General features: G+C 71.2%; 13 protein-coding genes and 2 pseudogenes. 3 read left to right on the top strand and 12 right to left on the bottom strand.

All coding sequences use genetic code 11. The features are described 5' to 3' along the window. Positions 1-1,123 precede the first annotated feature (1,123 nt). From ACIOFR_RS40235 to ACIOFR_RS40190, 10 genes and pseudogenes are all read right to left on the bottom strand, one after another. Positions 1,124-2,797 (bottom strand): RICIN domain-containing protein, encoded by a 1,674-nt coding sequence (locus ACIOFR_RS40235; RefSeq protein WP_401005495.1) that lies wholly within the window; start codon positions 2,795-2,797, stop codon positions 1,124-1,126. A 476-nt stretch (positions 2,798-3,273) separates the two neighbouring features. Beyond that, a pseudogene (locus ACIOFR_RS40230) lies at positions 3,274-3,426 on the bottom strand (sensor histidine kinase); the annotation flags it as partial. A 606-nt stretch (positions 3,427-4,032) separates the two neighbouring features. Beyond that, positions 4,033-4,200 (bottom strand): hypothetical protein, encoded by a 168-nt coding sequence (locus ACIOFR_RS40225; protein WP_401005493.1) that lies wholly within the window; start codon positions 4,198-4,200, stop codon positions 4,033-4,035. Positions 4,201-4,304: 104 nt separating this feature from the next. Then, positions 4,305-4,628: a hypothetical protein gene (locus ACIOFR_RS40220; protein WP_401005491.1), complete on the bottom strand. Its 324-nt coding sequence runs from the start codon at positions 4,626-4,628 to the stop codon at positions 4,305-4,307. A gap of 527 nt (positions 4,629-5,155) precedes the next feature. Then, positions 5,156-5,575 carry a hypothetical protein gene (locus ACIOFR_RS40215; protein WP_401005490.1) on the bottom strand — a complete coding sequence of 140 codons (420 nt, stop codon included), beginning with the start codon at positions 5,573-5,575 and terminating at the stop codon, positions 5,156-5,158. Between the two features lie 1,288 nt (positions 5,576-6,863). After that, positions 6,864-8,021, bottom strand: a complete 1,158-nt coding sequence (locus tag ACIOFR_RS40210) for an ABC transporter substrate-binding protein (protein WP_401005488.1) — start codon at positions 8,019-8,021, stop codon at positions 6,864-6,866. 635 nt (positions 8,022-8,656) lie between these two features. Further along, positions 8,657-9,493: a hypothetical protein gene (locus ACIOFR_RS40205; protein WP_401005486.1), complete on the bottom strand. Its 837-nt coding sequence runs from the start codon at positions 9,491-9,493 to the stop codon at positions 8,657-8,659. Between the two features lie 1,308 nt (positions 9,494-10,801). Then, positions 10,802-11,623 carry a phosphonate ABC transporter, permease protein PhnE gene (gene phnE, locus ACIOFR_RS40200; protein WP_401005484.1) on the bottom strand — a complete coding sequence of 274 codons (822 nt, stop codon included), beginning with the start codon at positions 11,621-11,623 and terminating at the stop codon, positions 10,802-10,804. Further along, a complete protein-coding gene (locus tag ACIOFR_RS40195) occupies positions 11,620-12,333 on the bottom strand; it encodes a phosphonate ABC transporter ATP-binding protein (protein ID WP_401005483.1) in 714 nt (237 codons plus the stop codon). Before ACIOFR_RS40195 ends, phnE begins: the two co-directional genes overlap by 4 nt. Continuing rightward, positions 12,333-13,247, bottom strand: coding sequence for a phosphate/phosphite/phosphonate ABC transporter substrate-binding protein (locus ACIOFR_RS40190; RefSeq protein ID WP_401005482.1), 915 nt, complete (start codon positions 13,245-13,247; stop codon positions 12,333-12,335). The genes ACIOFR_RS40195 and ACIOFR_RS40190 overlap by 1 nt, the downstream gene beginning before the upstream one ends. Positions 13,248-13,636: 389 nt before the next feature. Between ACIOFR_RS40190 and ACIOFR_RS40185 the strand changes: the two genes are divergently transcribed. Both ACIOFR_RS40185 and ACIOFR_RS40180 read left to right on the top strand, forming a co-directional pair. Further along, complete coding sequence (locus ACIOFR_RS40185; RefSeq protein WP_401005481.1) at positions 13,637-15,691, top strand: alkaline phosphatase D family protein; 2,055 nt, start codon at positions 13,637-13,639, stop codon at positions 15,689-15,691. Positions 15,692-15,830: 139 nt separating this feature from the next. Beyond that, complete coding sequence (locus ACIOFR_RS40180; protein ID WP_401005480.1) at positions 15,831-16,910, top strand: zinc-binding dehydrogenase; 1,080 nt, start codon at positions 15,831-15,833, stop codon at positions 16,908-16,910. 29 nt (positions 16,911-16,939) lie between these two features. Here ACIOFR_RS40180 and ACIOFR_RS40175 read toward each other — a convergent pair whose 3' ends face one another. Further along, the gene (locus ACIOFR_RS40175; RefSeq protein ID WP_401005478.1) at positions 16,940-17,668 is read right to left on the bottom strand and encodes a GntR family transcriptional regulator; all 729 of its coding nucleotides are present in this window, start codon (positions 17,666-17,668) and stop codon (positions 16,940-16,942) included. Positions 17,669-17,991: 323 nt separating this feature from the next. Here ACIOFR_RS40175 and ACIOFR_RS40170 point away from each other — a divergent pair, with 323 nt between their 5' ends. Beyond that, positions 17,992-18,693 (top strand): HAD family hydrolase, encoded by a 702-nt coding sequence (locus ACIOFR_RS40170; RefSeq protein WP_401005477.1) that lies wholly within the window; start codon positions 17,992-17,994, stop codon positions 18,691-18,693. An 818-nt stretch (positions 18,694-19,511) separates the two neighbouring features. On the opposite strand, the pseudogene ACIOFR_RS40165 reads toward ACIOFR_RS40170, so the two are convergent. Then, a pseudogene (locus ACIOFR_RS40165) lies at positions 19,512-19,757 on the bottom strand (proteasome ATPase); the annotation flags it as partial. Positions 19,758-20,132: the final 375 nt, after the last annotated feature.

Here is a 20,132-nt window from a genome sequence, read left to right as displayed (position 1 = left end):
GCGCAAGCGGATCCTCCTTGCCCGCTGACCTGCTTGCCGCCAACCCCGCGACGGTGACCGTCCGTCAGCCCTGCACCAAAAGTGATCCAGAACCACGGTTCAACCGTCGCCGACACAGGCCAACCCGACGACGACCACGCTCCGCTCCCGCCAGGAGGCGCCGACACCGCGCGGCAGCACCCGGCCCAGCGCCGCCGTCGGCCCGGTCCGGTCCGCGCATCGCCGAAGCAGCACCGACCCCGTATGCCCGACCATGGCCCCTGCCGTCGGCCTTGACCGACAGCCGTTCATCCCACCCGGTAGCCTTCACCCAGAAGGTGCCCTTGCTTCTGCGCTGGATATGACTTCGACACTCACATCCTTGCAGGACACGGGCACCTTCTGCTGATCCTGCGCCAGATCACCTCAGGCCGCTGAACATCCCGGGGCAACAGAGCAATCCCCAGAGCAGTAGCACCAATCCGAACACCACCCCCAGGCACCGAGCAGCCGAGGAGACCGTCGGGACTGAGACCAAGCGCGGGCCCTACCCTCCAGAAGTACTCACCCGGCCGCAGCCGACCACAACCCGGAGGACCGACATGCCCCGCCCCGCCAGCGCCCCAGACCCTCAGCTCCGCCCGCTGCCCAGGACCATTGCCCGGGGAGCCCTACTGGGCGCGATCTGCGCCATCACCATCGGACTCGTCCTCGTCCTCATCCTCCTCATAACCCACTTGCTCGCCGCCCACCGCCACATCCTCCACTAACCCCACCACCACTGACCAAGGCCCCTGAGCAGAGCTCAGCAGCGGGGGCGACGGGGCGCAGCCAAGGCCGGCCAACCGGAGCAGCGGGTGCAACACGCCCACCTGCCCCGACAACCACCGCAAAGGCGCACTCCACGTCACTGGACCCGGCGTCCTCACAGCCCTGCTCGACCTGTGCGAGCAGGCCGGGCCTGCCGTTCTTGCAAGGGCGGGCGCAACGGCACGTGTGTCGGGTCCGGTCGGCTGGGGCGTGGACCCGAGTAGGCGGTGTCTTGGGGCTGGGCCGTGTGATGTCGTGCGGTACGTCACCGCCTGGGGGGAGGCTGCCCGGCGCAGTGCTGGGCGGCCTCCCCGCAGGCGGTGACGTGCGACTGCTACCGGGTGCAGTTCAGCTTGTCCAGGCTGATCGAGTCCGCGATGGCCTGCCGTCCCGCGTCATTGGGGTGGAGATGGTCGTTGTCGTACTCGGGCAGCAAGCGCGACGGGTGGGCAGGGTCGCGCAGAACCGCGTCGGTGTCGACGACCGCATCGAAAAGGCCGCCCGTCCGGATGAACGCGTTCACCTCGTTCCTCAGCGCGTCCTTCTCAGGCGTCCACTTCTGGGTGCCGCCCTCGAACGGCATGACCGTCGCACCCACGACGCACACCCCGGCCGCATGGGCCCGGTTCACGATGTCTGTGTAGCCGTTGATCAGCTGCTGCGCCGTGAGGGTAGTGGTGTGGTTGATGTCGTTGACACCCTCCAGGAGGACGATGGTCTTCAGCCCTGGTTGGGTGAGCACATCGCGTTCGAGGCGCGTGATAGCACTCTGTCCGGCCCCGTCTATCAGCACCTTGTTTCCGGTTATGCCTTCGTTGGCCACACCCTTGATCAGAGTGTCGCTGGAGTCCCGGAGCCGCGTGGCGAGGAAGTCGGGCCAACGGTGGTTGAGGTTCGTAGGGGACTTGAAGCCATCCGTGATGGAGTCCCCGAGCGTGGCCACGGCACCGGTGCCGGCGGGTGCGTCGACCACCACCGCGTCCAAGTAGGCCCAGGAGGTGGTGGTGCCGGTGTAGGAGGTCTGCGATTCGTCGGCCGCGTGATTCCCAGCCGGGGCGCTGTACGACGTCTGACTGGCAACGTTGTGGCCGGTCAGGATGCCGGAGGCCTGCTGGATGTAGAGGCTGACCGCCAGGTCCGACCCGGGCTGGACCGTGCTGTTGAGCTGGTCGCTGTACACCGAGCCCCCGGCGGGGACCGTCACCGAGCCGAGGCCGCCGAACGTCAGCGGGCGGTTGGTGCCGGGGGCCACGGCGCCGCCCGCCGACCACTGCCCCACCCAGGCGGCGCCGAACGTCACCGGGTGGTCGCCGAACGCGTTGGAGAGCCTGATCCGCAGGCCACTGCCTCCCGTGCTGGTGTGCACGATGAGGCGGTGCGTCAGGTCCTGACCAGCAGCTTGTGGGAGCTTGTCCGTGCTGGCGCCCCAGGTCACCACCTGGGTGGTGACCGGTGCCCGATTGAACTGCTCGCTGCTGGAGCCGTCGCAGGTCCACTGGACGAAGGCCGCGTCCTGCGCGGTCGAACCCGCACTCACCTTGAGGCACTTGCCGCTGTGCCGGGCAACCAGGCGGTAGTAGCCGCTGCCTGTGTCTTCCAGCTTCCAGTCGTCGTTGGAGCCGGTGGTGCACAGCCACTGCACGACCGCCGCGCCGTCGGCCGCGCTCTTGCCCTCGACGTTCAGGCACTTCGAACTGTGCCGGGCGATGATGTGGACGTAGCCCAAGGACGTGTCCTCAAGGCGCCACTGCTGGCTGAGGGCTGGCCCGCAGGACCGTTGCACCACGCTCGCGCCGTTGGCCGTGCTACCGCCGCCGACGTCCATGCACAAGGAGCTGTGCCTCGCCACGAAGGTGGAGTAGAGGGCAGGGTCCTCCACCGAAGTGGTCGTGGCCGTACCGGTTCCCGTCGACAAGCCGGCGTCCGCTGTCACCGCGCCCACACTCTGGGCGCCGCCAACAACGAGACTGAGGATGAACGCAATGAGAAGAAGCCAAGATCTGCGCATGTGTGAATCCCTTCCTGCCGAGACCGAGTTCGACTTCCGGCGGCGGGTGCCTCGCTGTGGGCGCCGGCCAGGGGTTAAACGGCACTGGCTCTGTCGAGACGGTGGAGGACGGACCCTGAACAGCTGACACCAATCCACAGGCCGGTTCCGCCGGAACCAGGCAGCCATGAGGTGATGGCTGGCAGGACCAGCCCCGGATCGTCCATGTACCGATTCCGTCAGGGCCAGCTAGCCCGTTGTCGCCGCATTCATCGTCGGCAACCCTCGCGAAGCCCACCGGGTCCGCCCGTGTGAGGCATTCCAGCTCCCAGGAGCGCGCTCCGATAGCCACCCCGCCTGAAATTGCGGTGAGCGGTCGCACCGTGCGACAAGCGGCGCGCCGAGCCGGTTGACCGGAAGCCATGGCGAAGATCCCAGCGGACGAGGGGGCCGTTCGGCCGGCACCGCACGGTGCTGGCCGTGGCCCGGCCCGGGCTGGGCTGGGCTGGGCTGGGCTGGGCAGTGATCTTCATGCCCGCTCCCACGGCCGTCTCGATGGCCCGTCCATGATCGTCGCCGTAGACCTGCCGGGGCCGTTCGTCGACGTTGCAGGGGCCGATGCCCGAGGACCTGATCGTCTCCCCGGTCAGGGTCCCACCCTCCGTAGCGCTCGGGGACGTCCCGCCTTCTTCCCCACCGGCAGGAACGGCTCCAGCCGAGCCCACTGCCGGGCCGCGACATCCCCTCGCGCCACACCGTGATCATCGCAAGTCAAGATCCACTTTCGCAACAGACCCCAGTTGACCGCCGCGTCCTGCCCGCGCTGGAAGGCATCGGCCACGGCTTCGTCACCGGGCGGGTCCGCGATCTGCTTCAAACCCTCCAGATGGGCCTGCTCTTCGGAGGAGACCTCGGCCCCGGTGAGCCGTGCGGGTCCGGGGCCCCGATACGGCCCGGGCGGCGGCACCCGCAGTCCCTCCGAGGGAGAGTGGTGGCCCCGGCTACCGCTGCGGCGCCGAGGATCTGACGTCGGGTCATGGTCGTGCTCATGCGGCGATCTTGGTCGATTGCGGCCGCCGGCGCCGCATCGGAACGCCGAGATCGCCTCGATCGGACGACGATGATCACCGGACACGTGGGCCCCGCTCCGCACCGCGGGCCCGCACCGGCGGGCGCAAGCAGGACGGCGGCCGGGCTCGCCAACACCGACCGCGGGCGGGGTCGCCAGGAGGCGGCCCCGCCCGCCCGGCGTCGAGCTACATCTGGCCTTGGGACATCAAGCCGTCGGCGCGCGTCCGGGCCTGCGGTCCGGGTTCCTGGCCGTCCGCGTCCTCGCCAGGGCCTTCGCCGTCGCCCTGCGGGTCTGCGACCCTGTGGACGACCATCTCGGGCTGCTCGTCGTCGTACATATCGGTCTCGGGCACGGCGGTCTCATCTCTCGAAAGCGCAAGGGGCACCTGGACCAACGAGCCACACGCTGACGGATCACGGCCAGCGGGCCCCGGGCGCAGGCCGCTCCGCGGCGCGATCAGAGCCGGGTGTCCCTGTCCACCGTCTCGACCTGGGCACCTGCCGCCCCGAACAGGCCGGCGGCACGCTCGGCGGTTTTCCGGTTCAAGTAGGCGACCGTGAACGTGTCGTCCTGGCGGTCCAGCAGGTTGGCGCGCTCGTGGTCGGAGTACTCGGGGTTCCGCTCGGACAGGAGGGTGTCGAGCACGTCCTTGTCGCCGCCGGTGACGGTGACGTAGAACGTCTTGCCCTCGTCCGCCTCAACCTGCCTCTCCTCCGCGGACGGCCGATAGTTGTAGGGACGGTTGCCGGTGAGGTTACTGCTGCCGTTGTGGCCGGTCATCGGCTTCTCCTGGGGTGGCTCGGTCGGTCGAGGGGTGGCGACACCGTCCCTGCCACGCGCCGAGGGACGTTGTCTCGGCCGAGGCGGGCACACGGGACGGCGACGAGGGCGATTCGGGCTGGACGCGGCGCCGCAGGGGGCGCGGCCCGGCCCGGACCAGGCAGTCCACAAGATCGCGCCATGACCCAAAGTGAATGGGCAAACACTCTTCGCATTCCCGCTGGCGGCCACCGCTCCGGCGATCACAGGCCGGAAGATCGGTGGGCAACCGCGCCGCGGACCGGCTGGGCTCACCGCGCCCACAGGGCGCAGAACTCCGCCCTACCGGCCCGTTTGCGTCCGGGTGCGTGAACCGCCGGACGCCCTCGGATCGATGGGGAAGCTGCGACAGTGCCATACCCGACGCGGCGGCATTCGCGATCACAACGCCCACCGGCCATCCCCCCGTGCCGGCACCTGGCGGGCCGGGGTGCGGCGGGTTCGCCCGGGCGTGGCGGGACGCAGGGGCCGGTAGCCCGCGCCCTGGGTCAGAGCGTGAAGTAGTCCCAGTCCTCCACGATGTTGCGGCCCGTCCTGCTGTTCGCCAGGTACGCCTGCACCAGGACGGTGTCGCCGCGGCTGAAACTGACCGGGACGGGTTCGAGGCGCTTGTTGGCGGTGACCCTGAACGAGTGGACGTTGCCGTCGCAGACCGGGGCGTACTGGCTGCTGCCGCCCACCCTGTTCCCGTTCTCGGTGTTGTCGACGATGACGCTCACGGCGGTCGGGTAGCCCTCGCCGTCGCAGGCGTACTCGCCGCTCACGCTGACCGAGCTGCTGCTCCCCAGGAACACGCTGGTGATGGTCATGGAGGTCTGGGCCGAGGCCGGTGCCGCGGTGGTGAGCGACAGGGCGGTGAGCGCCGGTCCGGCGAGGAGCAGGGCGGTCTTGCGGCGGAGCGCGTTCACAGGGAGGACCTTTCAGCAGTGATCGGTGACCGCCGGAGCCGACGGCATCATGATCGTTTCAAGACCCGTGGGCCGCGCCCCGGCGCCACTCCAGTGATCCACTCGATGGGGTGAACACGTCGCGGGAAAGGCCCGGCTGGCCCTCCGCAGACTTCTTCCACACCCGCAGCTCGACTGCGGCCTCGCCAGGCGCCTGCGTCAAATCGGCGACTTGGGCTTCGAGCTGCTGTCCCCGGCTGCCGGGGCCGGACTTGCCCGCGGCCAGTCCGGCCCGGCCGGACTCCAGGAACCGCCGCTTCCAGGAAGGCCTGCGGGTCCTCGTCCGCCAGGGTCAGCGGGACGCCGAGGTTCCCCTTGGTGGTCACGTACGCCTCGCGCAGCCGCTTGTGCCACGGATCGAGGTAGGGGCCGGACTCGTGCCGCAGCCAGGCCTCCAACGCAGCATGCCGGTACTCCTACGCCCCGCCGTGGACCCGGGCAGGGCACTTCCGCGTGCCGACTGCTGCGGACGGTGCCGGAAACGTGCCCCGCCGGGCGGAGCGCGGCCGAGCCCCGCGTCCGCGGCGCAGGCCTTCGGCGTTCACTCGGTGGAGTTGTGGCGGTGGCCGGGGCGACGGGCCGTGCGGAGGCTCGCCACCTTGGGGCCGCCGGTCCGGTGGGCCCGGCTGGAAGCCACGATGCCCGACCGGACGGCACGGGCTCATGCCGGTCGGCCCTAGGTGTGCCGGCGGACGGGATGCGGGCGGCGGTTCCGGCGTACGCACCTGGTCCCGCCCGCCGCTGGTCGCTTCGCCGGCCGATCTGAACGGGCAGTTGGCGGAGATCGACGAGCTGGAGGACACGCGGCACATCGAGGGCCGGCCGACCAGCGTCGGCTTCGACTTCGGGGCCGAGCGGCCACTGCTGACGCCGCTGCCGGCCGACGTCTACGCCTGCGGCAGTCGCGTCGCTGAAGAGCCCGACCTGGGTCCGCGAGGGCCGGCCGCTGGTGATGATCGGCGACTCCGGCACCGGCAAGTCCCACCTGCTGACCGGCGTCGGCACCGCCATCGCGGAGGCTGGCCGTAGTGAGCCCGGCTGTTCAGAGGACCCGGTCCGGGGCTTTCCCACGCTCGCCGGAGGAGTGGAGATGGAGCGCGTGCGCGGCGACTCCCACCCGTACCTGCACCACGCGAGGAACTGTTCCGCCGCTGGTACGACCGCTTGGCGCGCTGGCCGCCCGCGGCCGGCCCCTGGACACGGGCCGAGCACTCGTCGGCCAGGGCCGTCCTTGGGTGTTCCGCGGGTGTCAGGACGGCGACTCGGGCTGCGGCGGGACGGCCTTGTCCCAGTTCTCCTTGACGACCTGTCGCGCCTCTTTCAGTTGTGCCGGATTTGGGAATGACGGTGTCCCGCCCTCCACGGTGGGCAGCATGGCGGCGAGGTTCTTGTCGAGGGTGCCGTCCTTGGCCATGGCCTCCATCAGGACCGGGCGGGCGAATCCCGCGAGCCGCAGGTTCTGGCCCTCGGGGCTGGCGAGGTACTCCTCCCACAGCCGGGCCGCCGCCGGGTGCGGGGCATCCTTGTTGATCGCCTGGGCGTAGTACAGGGAGAAGCTGCCGTCGAAGGGGATGGAGACCTTCCAGTCCACCCCCTGGCCCCGCAGGGCGTCGACGTGCTGGAGGTTGAGGAAGTCCCAGCTGATGGAGATCGGGGTCTCACCCTTGACGATCGACTCCGGAACGGCGTTGCCCGCATTCCAGTTCCCCACCTTCACCAGCTGCCCGAAGAAGTCGATGCCCGGCTGGATGTCGTCGAACGAACCGCCGTTCGCGAGGGCCGCCGCATACACACCGGCGAAGGCCGACCCGGCGAGATTGGGGTCGATGCCGTTCAGGGCGACCATGCCCTTGTACTCCGGTTCGAGCAGCTCGGCGAAGGTGACGGGGCAGGTCTTCACGCGGGCCGCGTCGCAGCCGATCGACACGTAACCGCCGTAGCTGTTGTACCAGCGGGCCTCGGGGTCCTTCTGGTTCGCCGGGATCTGCCCGTAGGCGGCGGTCCGGTAGGGCGCGAGCAAGCCCTCCTCGGCGGCGGCCTCCGCGAAGGAGTCACCGAGCTGAAGCACGTCGGGTGCCTGATCCTGGCCGCGGTAGCGCTTCACATCGTCGATCTCGTCCTGGCTGCCGTTGTCGGGATTGTCGACGGTGACCTTGATCCCGTACTTCTTCTCGAACCCGTCGATCAGACCCCCGTAGTTCGCCCAGTGCCGCAGCAGCGCGGTGGCGGTCAGAACACCCTCCTGCTGCGCCGCCCGGACCAGCGAGTCCATACCGCCTGCCTCGGCGGCTGATGCCGCGACGTTCGGTGCCACCGGTGCGGGCGGGCTCTCACTGCCGCAGGCGGTACTGCCGAGCGCCACGACGCCGAGGCAGAGGGCGAGGGCAAGGGCTCGTAGTGACACCATGGCGCCTCCAGGGAGGGAGCCGGGGGACGGCCGTCGACCGGACCTACGGATCAACATTCGCTGCATGGACTGGAGGCTTTCCAGGCTACTGGCTGGCGCGTGCTCTGTCGGAGCAGCGAGCCCGAGTGGCGCACGAGCGGCAGCGGGACGCTGCCGTCCAAAGCCCACACCACAGTCGCAGCCGTCGCCAGCAGGGCGTGCGCGGTCACGCTGTCCACCTGGGCCGTGACCGACGGCACCGGGCCTCGCCCGACGGCGCAGCTGCTCGGCAACGCGGGCTTCGAGAGCGGAGCGGCCACGCCTTGGGAGGCGACCGCCACCGTGATCGACAGCAGCCCCGGCAAGGCAGCTCACTGCGGCTTGGGGGAAGGCCCGGTGGACAGTTACGGCGTCGCCGTCGAGATCGGCGGCCGACCCACGACGCATCCGGGGCTGGCTCGCATCCGAAGACCGTGTTCGACGCGACACGGCAGCGGCGGCGGCACACGCCTGCGCCGCTGCAGGCTTGGTGGCGGCAGTGGACCACCGACGAGCCGGCGGGTGACGCGCGGCACGGTGCAACGGCACTCACACGGGGTGAGCAGGGTGGGTGTCGGGGTGGGTGGGACCACGTGATCGGGGGAGGGTGTGTCAGGTCAGTGCTTGGACTGCCAGTAACCGAACTGGCGGAGCGGGTCGCCGTCGAGCGACCACGGCCAGGCGGTGGCCACGCCGCCGAGCAGGCTGAAGGTGTCGGCGCTCTCGCGCGAGCGGCCTGCCTGGATGAGGGCGAAGGCGAGCAGGTTCAGGTCGGCCAGGGCGGCCGCGTGGCGCAGGTGGCCGGGGCGGGGCCAGTCAGCCAGCGCCGCGTCCAGCACCCGAGTGGCGCGTTGGTCCGTCCATCGGCGGCGAACAAGCAGTGCCTCGATGCTCCCCCGGGCCGTGATGCGGGCGTGCTCGTCGACCAGTGCGGTCAGTTCCATGCCCACGGCGGGCGCGTTGGGGGGAACTGTGGCCCGGAGCCTGTCCACGAACTCCAGCTGGCCGCTGCGCGAACCGCATTCCTCCGGCGACAGGTAGCGCAGCATCTGCAGGTGCGCCTCGCGGTTCCAGGTGTCGCGTGAGATCACCTCGCGGAAGACGGCGAACAGCTCGCGCGAGTCCGCGCGCATCACGCGCAGGATCCCGAGCAGCACCACCCAGGGGGTCGGGTCGTCGGGCAGCGCGTCGGCGGCGCCGTAGCAGTGGTCGGCGGCGGCCCGGGCGTCCTCCATCCGTCCCAGGTGCCGGCCGCGGACCAGCTCGATCCACCCCGCGAAGACCAGCGGGTTCGCGTTGTGGGGGTGGCGCAGCTGCCAGAAACGGGCGAGGGAGGAGGACGCGGCGGCCTCGGCGAGGACGGCCACGCGGTGCGCGCGACGGTCCCAGTCCGTACCGGCCTCCTGGAGGAGCCGCTCGACCTGGTCGATGAGAATTGCTTCCTGGCCTGGCATTCCGGGAGAATTCAGCTGCCGCCGCACACGACCGAGTTTGATGTCGTCGAGTTCCGGCAGCAGTCGCGGTCCGGAAGCACGGAATCTTCGAAGGATCGACATGTGCCGCAGCCTAGGTCTCCGGGTGAAATTCAGATAGCCCTGGGAAGGGAATCGTTATGTCTGGGCGATTCCGGTGGCCGTCCGGGTTCGGACATCAACCGCACCCGGGCCCGCGGCCGGTGCACGTGGGCAGGGGGCGAATCGCCGTCAGTGCCGGGAACAGGGCCTTGTGCAGGCTGCCAAGCGCTGCCCCTCCCCGACGGGGGGAGGGGCCGATCGTCCAGACGTGGCATGCTCGCCTCGAACCTCGCCGACAGTAAACCTACTGCCCCCGTTGATGCCTCCTTGGCGCAACAATGAGCCATTGTCCCGAAATCCGCGGGTTATTTGTTCGGCCGCCCTGGATCACCGGCATCGGCCCGAGCGTTCCAGTCGGCTTCGCGACTCCCTTCGTCAGCCTGCAATTCTGGTCCGAGCCGCTTCGGGGGGGGTGGTCGGACGAGCGCCCGGTCAGGCCGGACGGGCTCCCACGGGGACCGTGTCCGCAAATGCGGGGTGTCGAGTGGTCGCCGGGACCTCGCCGGCTACGAGCAATTCGAGATCTTGCGGGACCTGAGCGGTTCCTGCAATGGGCCCGCGCGAGCGGTTGCAGTACGAGGTGGTGTGCGCCGCTTTCACGTGGTGAGGAGCGGGTGTGCGGGTCGGTGGGGGGTGGTGCGTCGCCCGCCGGCAGGGCCGGCCCTACGCTGACGGCCCGAGCGTCTGCCTGGCCGACTGTCACGGCCGCACGGATCCCGGGCACTCGTTCGAGGCGCCGGCCGGTCCGGGGGTCCCACCCGGACCGGCCGACGCCTCGAAACGGCGGGTGGGTCCCGGTAGCACGGCAGCGCCACCGGGCCCGCCTGCCGGGAGCCGCCGTGGCCCTCATCGGCACCCACACCCACCGGAGGGTTCGCTCCCACGCCGTATCGCAACGCACGCCGGCACGCACCGCCAGGAATCCGGCACGGGTGTGCGGCGAACGGTCGCATTCTGCGGCAGGCGGCAGGCGGCAGGCGGTAGGCGGTAGGCCGAACGGTCGACCGGAAGCCGTGGCGACGATCCCGGCGAACGAGCGGAAGCGTTCGGCCGGGACCGGGAGTCCACCAGGCGGCCGGGGCGAGGCCCTGGTCGTCTCCCCGCTCAGGATGCGTCGCAGTTCCGCTGGGGTGCGGCACCGCCTCGCGTGCCCGATCGGGTGGTGGAGAGCAGGACCCCGCAAGCGGTTCAGGCCAGGCGTCGGCGGACGGCGGCGGACAGACGGTCGACCGCCACGATCAGCACCAGCACCACCAGGATGTGGGTGAGCATCTCGTCGAACCGGAACAGCTTGATCGACTGGTTGATCAGGAAGCCGATGCCGCCGGCGCCGACCAGCCCGAGGATCAGCGAGGCGCGGACGTTCACGTCCAGGCGGTAGAGCAGCAGTCCGGCCAGCCGGGGGGTGGTCGTCGGCAGCAGGGCGTGCAAGGCGACCTGGACGCGGCCGGCGCCCGCCGACCTGAGCGCCTGCGAGGGGCCGGGGTCCGCGTCCTCGATCGCCTCGGCCCACAACTTGCCCATGACGCCGACGTTGTGGCAGACCAGGGCGAGGACGCCGGGGAACGGGCCGAGGCCGACAGCGGTGACGAAGATCAGCGCGAAGACCACGTCCGGCACGGAGCGCAAGAAGGACAGCAGCGAGCGCGCCGCCTGGTAGACCAGGCCCGACGGGGCCACCTCGCGGGCGGCGAGCAGGGCAAGGGCCAGGGACGGCGGGATAGACAGCGTGGTGCCGAGCAGGCCGATCCACAGGGTGACCAGGGCCGCGGACAGGCTCGGCTGCAGGACGGCCCAGTCGAGCTTGGGCGGGAAGGCCTCGCCGAGGAACTCGGCCATGCCGTGCCAGCCCTCGGCCAGCGCGGTGAGCGACATGTCCGTGGTGTTCCACGCGACCACGTGTGCGGCGGCCACGGCGGCGGCCACGAGCAGCACCCTGGCGACGGTGCGGGGCCGCCGCTGGCGGGGCGGGACGGGGAGGCCGCGAACGGCGCGGGGCACAGGTGTCATGACAGGCTCTCGGCGAGTGCGGGCTGGTACAGGATGTCGAGGTTCTGGTCCGGCGGGCCGTCCAGCAGCACCCGGCCGTCGCGCAGGCCGATGACGCGGTCGGCGTGCCGGGCGGCGAGCGCGGGCTGGTGCAGCACGGCGACGACGGCGAGCCCTTCCTGGTGGGCGAGTTCGGTGAGCAGCGCCAGCACCTGCTCGGACGCTGCCGGGTCGAGGGCGGAGACCGGTTCGTCCGCGAGGATCACCTCGGGGCGCTGGCACAGCGCTCGGGCGACGGCGACGCGCTGCTGCTGGCCGCCGGAGAGCCGGCCGGCCCGGTCGTGGGCGCGGTCGGCGAGGCCGACCCGCTCCAGACAGGCCATCGCCTCCTCGCGCAGTTCCCGCGGGAACAGACGGGGGTGGAGCGAGTGCCGCAGCGGCAACCGCCCCAGGGCGCCGGCGCAGACGTTGTCGAGGACGGTGCGCCGGTACACCAGGTGGATCTGCTGGAAGACCATGGCGAGGGCGAGCGGGTCGCCCGCCCTGCCGTCGACGGTCACCGTGCCCACCGCCACCGGTTCCAGTCCGGCCGCGGCGCGTAGCAGGGTGGACTTCCCGCAGCCGTTGGCGCCGAGCACCGCGAGGAACTCGCCGCGCGGGACGGTGACGTCCACCCCGCGTAGGACCTCCCGCAGGCCGTACCGCACCGTGATGTCGGAGAGCACCAGCATCAGAGGTCCTTGTCGGTCAGGTTGAGAGCGGCCGCCAGGTCGAACAGCGGCTGGTAGGTGGCCTTGTCGACGGCGACCAGGGGCGCTGCGGGCTTGACGGCGAGCAGGGCGCCGATCTGCCCGACCTTGTCGCCGGGCAGGTGCAGGAGGGCGTCGGCGACGGCCTTCTTGAACGCGGGGTCGAGGTTGCCGCGGACGGTGATGGGGTCGTTGGGGATGGCGTCGGAGGCCCATACCTTCCGGAACTTCGCCGGGTCGAAGGTCTTGGACTGGGTGGCGCTGGCCAGTTGCTGGGAGTTGATCTCGGCGGCGTCGACGGTGCCCTTGGCCAGGGCGAGCAGCGACTCGGCGTGGCCGCCGGCGTAGTTGACCTTGACGTCGGCGGTCTTCAGGCCGGCGTCGACCAGGGCCTTGCGGGGCAGCGCGTCGCCGGAGGTGGAGCCGACCGAGGACAGCGCGAGCGAGTGCCCGGCGAGGTCCTTGACCTCGTGGACGGCCGAGTCGGCGGGCACCCAGATGCCGGCGGTGTAGCTGGAGACCTTGCCGCCGCTGTCGCCGAATGAGGCGACGGCCTCGGCACCGGCGCGCTGACTGGCGAAGACGTAGCCGAGCGGGCCGAACATGGCGACGTCGAGCTTGCCGTTCTGCAGGGCGAGTACCTCGGCGGAGTAGTCCTCGGTGATGGTGAGCTGGACGGGACAGTCGAGCTGCTCGCCGAGGGCGTCGGCCAGGACCTTGGCGGCCGGGGTGAGCTTGGCGGGGTCCTCGAAGGGCTCCACGCCGAAGCGGATCTTTCCGCCCGGGCAGGTGGCGGACTTCCCGGCGGCGGAAGCGCCGCCGTCGCTGCCGCAGGCGGTGAGGGACAGCGCGAGGAGGGCGCCGGTGACGACGAGGGCGAGGGGACGAGGACGCACGGTGGGCTCCGGGGTGAGCAGCGGGAGAGAAGCCGGGGCGGGGTGCGCGGCCCGGTATCACCGGACGGGGCGCCGCTCTAGGGCCGGCACCGGAACGCTGACAGCTTCGGCGGGCCGAGGTCAACTACTTGTTGTGACAAGTCATTTCCTGTTCACCCACCCGTGACCTCGTGCGTCCGGTGGCCGACGTGGCCGCGCCCGCCCTGCCGACCAGGTCAGCGAACCTGGCCCGGTGACCCTGCCGACGCCGCACGAGCGCATCTGCGGGCGTCATCGCAGCCGCCCGGCACCGAAACCACTCAGGTGAACACTGCATGACTTGTAGTTATATGTTCTTGCTGGTGAGCCATCCTCGCTGCGACGGTTGCCGTCAAAGGAGGAACACCACCATGACCCCAGACGGAATGCACAGACGGTCCTTCCTGGTCGGCGGCGCAGCCGCCCTGACCACCGCCGTCGCCACCCTTCCCGCCCACGCCACCACCACCGCGTCGCCCCGCGCCGCGGTACTGGAGCACTCCGACCAGTGGACCAGGGCCACCGGCCTGGCCGAACTGCTGCGCCGGGCCGGCTTCACCGTCGTCCCGCTGGATGTGAGCCGGTCCGCGACCGCCCAGGGCGTCGACCTGATCGCCTTCGGCAGCTTCACCAACAACGGCTCCCAGTACCCGGGTTACGTCTCCGCGCAGGCGGCCTCGCTGCGCGACTTCGTGGCCGGTGGCGGCGTGGTCCTCGACCTGGCCCAGTCCGACCAGCTCGGCGCCACGGTCACCTACCTGCCGCCCGCACTCGGCGCGGTGCGCACCGATGCCGACTACGACACCGTGCTGCCGGTCGCCGCCGACCACCCGCTCGTCGCGGCGCTGCCGGTCAGCTCCGGCAAGGTGTTCACCGGGCGGGCCTCCGGCATCCGGGTCAGCTGGGAGACCCTCGGCTCGTGGCGTTCGATGCGGGTGCTGATGGCGTGCACCGCCGGCGACGCCAATCCCTGTCTGCTGGAGGGCGCGCACGGCGCGGGCCGGTTCCTGGTGGGCAGCCTGACCATTGACAAGTGCTTCAACAGCAGCGGCGTCGCGATCCAGCCCGCCGCCGCGGTGCAGGACAGCGTCACCTTCTTCACCGCGCTGGCCGGCTACGTCGGCCGGGTGCGCGCGGGCACCGCCCCCGCCGTCCCGCCCACCCCGATGCCACCGCAGGCCCCGGTCGGCCCGCTGGTCGGACACGTCGGCACCACCACTGCGCGCCTCTGGGCCCGTCCCGGCCTCGACCCTGCGGTCTACCCCGGGTGGCGCTGCACCGTACGCCGGGCCGACGGCTGGTCGACCGGTGTCGACGCGTCGATCTCCACCGCCAACGACAACACCCTGCTCGCCGACGTCCCCGGCCTTCGGCCGGCCACCCACTACGAGTTCACCCTCGCCCCGAAGGTCGCCGCCCCCGGCTTCACCCCGCTGAGCGGCTCCTTCGCCACCGCACCGGCCGACGGGGAACCCGCCGTGGTGACCATGGGTCTGGGCTCGTGCGCGCCGTCCACCCCGAACACGGTGTGGACCCGTGTCGTCGACGAGGGCTGCGACAGCTTCGTGCTGCTCGGCGACACTCCCTACGTCGACTCCGGCGACCTGGCCGTGGCCCGGGCCAAGCACCGCGCGTTCCTCGCTCAGCCGGAGATCGCCCGCATGGTCGCCGCCATGCCGACCTGGGGCACCTGGGACGACCACGACTTCGGCGGCAACGGAGTCAACGGCTCCTTCGCCGGCAAGGTCAACACCCGCACCGCCTTCGTCGACTACCGCGCGAACGCCTCCTTCGGCCATGCCGACGACGGCACCCGTCTGACCGCCAGAACGGCCGGCCAGGCCGTCTACACCTCCTTCCGCCGTGGCCCCGTCGAGGTCTTCCTGCTCGATCCCCGGTGGTTCAGCAACACCGGTCCCAGCTGGGCCGACCACACGAGGACCACGTGCCTCGGCCAGGTCCAGTGGGACTGGCTGCGCGCCTCGCTGCGGGCCAGTACCGCCCCGTTCAAGGCCATCGCCTCCGGGATGATCTGGGACGACAAGGGCAACTCGGAGACCGACGACTGGGCCACCTACCAGTACGAGAAGGACGCGATCCTCGACTTCCTCGCCGCCGAGCGGATCCCCGGCTGCTTCCTGGTCAGCGGCGACGTCCACGTCTCCCGCGCCCTGAACTACGGGCCCCGGATCGGCTACGACCTGTGGCAGTTCATCATCAGCCCGCTGCACGGCAGCACCATCGCCAGCCTCAACACCCCGCACCCGGCCCTGGTCGCCAGCGCCGTCGAGCCGTACGTGTTCCTCAAGCTCGTGGCGGACACCACGGTCTCCCCGGCCACGCTCACCGCGACCTGGATCAACCGCGACGGCAGGCGCCTCTTCGAGGTCCACCGCACCGCGACCGACCTCGGCCATCCGGCCTGATCCGCACGTCCGCGTTCCCGAACCCCTGTTCCCGCACCGCCCTTGGACATGGGCGCGGGAGCAGGGGTTCACCCGATCTTCGCCTCACTTATCATTACAAGTACTTGATTGATGCGTATTTTCATGACAAGTTCGACGCATGAGTGTTTCCCTTGACTCGATCCCGGTCCGCTTCGCCCGCTGGGAGGGAGTGGACAGACCCTTCTCCCTGCTGGAGGGCGCCACCGCCCGCACCCCCAGCCGCGGCGAGCTGCTGGTGCGCATCGACCTCGCCACCGTGTGCGGCAGCGACCTGCACACGGTCGAAGGCCGCCGCCCCTCGCCCGTCCCCGCGCTGCTCGGCCACGAGCAGGTGGGCACCGTGGTCGGCGTGGGTGCCGACGGCGTGCGGTGCGTGGACGGCACACCGGTCGAGGAGGGGATGCGGGTGGTCTGGTCGGTGGCCGCCTCGTGCGGCCGGTGCGAGCGGTGCCGGCGCGGCCTGCCGCACAAGTGCCTGAGCCTGCGCAAGTACGGCCACGAGCCGTGGTCCCCCCTCGCCCCCCTGAACGGCGGCTTCGCCACCCACTGCGTGGTGCTGCCCGGCACCGCCGTCGTCGCGGTGCCCGCCGGCCTGCCCGACGAGGTCGCCAGCCCCGCCTCCTGCGCCACCGCCACCGCCGCCGCCGCCCTCGCCGCCGCCGACGCGCTGGCCGGGCAGCGGGTCCTGATCACCGGCGCGGGCATGCTCGGCCTGACCGCCGCCGCGATGGCAGCCGCCGCCGGTGCCCGGGTGAGCGCGGTCGACCCCGACCCCACCCGGCGAGCCCAGGCCCTGCGGTTCGGCGCGAGCGCCGCCTTCGACGCCGCCGAGGACCCCGGCGAGGCCGACACCGCCCTCGACTTCTCCGGCCATCCTGCTGCCGTCCAGCGCTGCCTGGACTCCCTGGCCGTCGGCGGACGGGCCGTCCTGGTCGGCTCCGTCTCACCCGGCCCCGCCGTGGCCCTCGACCCCGAACGCCTGGTGCGCGGCCTGCACACCGTCACCGGCATCCACAACTACCGCCCCCGCGACCTGGACACCGCTGTCAGCTTCCTGGCGGCCCATCACGAGACCTACCCGTTCGCGTCCCTGGTCGCCGCCGCCCACCCGCTGGAGCGGATCCAGGAGGCCATTGAAGCGGCCCGCACCGGTATCGGCACCGCACCGCGCCAGGCGCTCGCCCCGCACCCGCGGTGACCGCGCCCGGCCGGTGGCGCGGCCGCTGCCTAGAGCTGCGCCGAACGCACGGAGCGGGTGTTGGTGACCGTCACATTCGCCACGTCCGGCCGATAGCGGTCCTCGGACCACTCCACCGGCACCCCCTGGGCGTCCCTGGTGAGCCGCCGCTCGCGCAGCAGCGGCGCGCCCACCTCGACGTCCAGCAACTGGGCGTCGACCTCGTCGGCGGAGACCGCGTCGAAGGTGTGCCGGGCCGCGGCCAGCTCCACCCCGTTCTCGGTCAGCAACGCGTAGATCGAGCCCGCGTCCAGATCCGCGCCCAGCAGCGGACGGCCCACCGCCTCGGTGTACGTCATCCGCTCCAGCATCGCCGGCCGGCCGTCCAGCAACCGGAGCCGCAACAACTGCACCACCAGCGCCTCCGCGTCCACCTCCAGTGCCGCCGCGACAGCCGCCTGCGGCCTGCGCAGCGCGATCTCCTGCAACCGCTGCCCCGGGCTGTGCCCGGTCAGCCGGGCCCGGGTGGTGAAGGACAGCAGCGACTCGAACGGCTGCGACGGCACCGCATCCAGCACCACCGACCGCCGCCCCTGCCCCCCGCTGATCAGCCCCTCCTCCCGAAGGCTCGCCAGCGCCTGGCGCACCGGAGTGCGCGAGGCTGCGAACTCCTCGCACAACTCGGCTTCCGAGGGCAGAAGTTCACCCACCTTCAACGAGCCGCTCCGGATCCGCTGGCGCAATTGGGCGGCGACGACACCGTGCAGTGATTCCTTCACGGGACCTGACCCTACAGGTGACATGGGCCGCCCATCCCACCTCCTGTCATGACATCTTCCGATCACATGAGATGACCTGCGGAGGAACCCCGCCCCGCCCGCACGGCCACCCACGCGCCGAGGCATTCCAGGTGAACAATCGGCATCTTGTAAGGACAAGTATGGACCCGTCCCCCCGGCGCCTGACACAGTCGGGTCAGTCCGGGCCCGTGGACCGACGCGGCTGCCGCGCCCCGCCCGAGCCCCGCAGGCCCGCGCACCGCGTCGGGCACCTGCGGCCCGCCCCCTTCCCACCCCTCTCCTCACCCGAAGACAGGACAGTCATGCTCACGTCCCGTAGCTCCGTCCAGCTGGTCTGCCTCGACATGGCGGGCACCACCGTCGAGGACGGCGGTGCCGTCCTCGCAGCCTTCCACCGGGCGCTGGACGCCGTCGGCATCCCGACGGGCACCGCCGACCACACCACCGCCGTCGCCTACGCAGTCGAGACCATGGGCCGGTCGAAGATCGAGGTCTTCCGGGCCCTGACCGGAGGCGACGAAGCCCGCGCCGCACTCGCCAACCGGGCCTTCGAGGCCTCCTACGAGGAAGCCCTGGACACCCAGGGCGTCCGCGAGATTCCCGGCGCCGCCGACGCGATCGAGCTGCTGCGCTCGGCCGGCCGCCACGTCGTGCTCACCACCGGTTTCTCCCCCGCCACCCGCGACCGCATCCTGCACGGCCTCGGCTGGCACGACCTCGTCACCCTGGCCCTGTCGCCCGCCGACGCCGGCCGCGGGCGACCGCACCCCGACATGCTGCTCACGGCACTGCTGCGCACCGGCACGGAGTCCGTCCACCACCTGGCCGCCGCCGGCGACACCACCAGCGACCTGCTGGCCGCCCACCGCGCCGGCGCCCGCGTCGCCGCCGCCGTCCGCACCGGCTCGCACAGTGACACCGACTTCGCCACCGTGCCCCACACCCACGTCCTGGACAGTGTCACCGACCTGCCCTCCCTGCTGGACACCCTCGACGCGCTGTGACCTCCGTCGTCGGCCGCAACGGCTCCAGCAAAGGGAGTCCGAGGCCCCGCGAGGTACCGGCGACCGTGCCCGATCAGCCGGCGAAGGTGGAGGGCGGGTCGGGGCGAGTGCCCCGCCGGTGATCCACAGCGGACGGCTTCCGGTCGACCGTTCGCTCGAACGACGGTTCCCGCGCACGGCGACCCGGCCGCCGTGAAGGACGCACCGGATGTGCCCCTCAGAGGTCCGGTGCCTGTTGGGGATGCCCGCCGGTCTCCGCCGGATCGTCCCGTCGTATGGGTGTTGTGTTCCTCGGCAGTGCCAGAATCCGGCTGCATCCGGCTGCGGTGAGGACGCGGATCGACAGGCGGAGGCGGTATTCGTCGTTGGAGAGGACCCATGGCCCCGGTATCAGCAGAAGCCGGTGCGTACCGTCGATCACGGCGAGGACGAGTTCCTCGAACCGGGGGCGGGCCCGGTGGCTCCAGGAGGACGGGTGAGCGCGGTCGAGGTAGAACACCGGGGCGGGCAGGCCCAGGCGGGCGGCGAAGCGCGTCAGCGCCTCACGGTCCCTGGCCGCCGTCGGGTTCTGCGGCGGACTGCACAGATAGGCGGCGGGCCTCGGCGCGGGAGGGATGTCGGATGCGCGCATGTGCTGGCTCCACGTTCGAGGAGGTGCCCGGTACCGGGGAGGGGCCGAGCAGTGCGGCTGAGTGACGTGCTCGAAGGGTTGGAGGCGGATGGGACGAAGGGCTCGTGTCGGCCGGACGTCCGGGCCGGGGAAGGGCGGTCGCTCGCACGGGCCGTCCCGTGCGGCTGCCGTCGACGTTCGGGGCGGGGCGCAGGCCCCGCTGGCCGTGGTCGGGGAAGTCCTTGATGGCCATCTTCTTCGCCCGGTCCACGATGTTCTGGATCATGGCGCCGGAGTTGAAGTCCTTGAAGTACAGGACCTCCTTGTCACCGCCTGCGTAGGTGACCTCCAGGAAGCGGTTCTCCTCGGTCTCCGAGTACATCCGCTCGGCCACGGACTGGATCATCGCGGCCACGGTGGCCGGCAGCGAGCCGTCGTGCTCCTTGACGTCGTCCGGGATTGGTCTGGAGCTCGACAATGCGCTCCTCGGCGGCTCCCGACGGGACGTACGGAGAGCCGGCACGGCGGATGTGCGCGTTGCGGTCCACTGTCACGGTCCTCACCTCCTCCATGGGGTTGTGGGTGGGCGTGGTCGGACGCGGTCGACGTACGGGGCCGGGACCCCTGCCGGAGTGGGTGGCACTGGTGCTGTCGAGGGCGCGGCAGCCCCAGTGCGGGGCGAGGAGAGGCCTTACGGTCAGATCTCGAGGCCCTCCAGCATCTCGGTGACGAGTGCGGCGATCGGCGAGCGCTCGGAGCGGGTCAGCGTGATGTGGGCGAACAGCGGGTGCCCCTTCAGCTTCTCCACCACGGCGACCACGCCGTCGTA

The organism is Kitasatospora sp. NPDC088346, assembly GCF_044740765.1.
Classification (GTDB): domain Bacteria; phylum Actinomycetota; class Actinomycetes; order Streptomycetales; family Streptomycetaceae; genus Kitasatospora.
The sequence above is the reverse complement of the archived record's forward strand: the minus strand, read 5'-3'. Positions and strand labels throughout refer to the sequence as shown.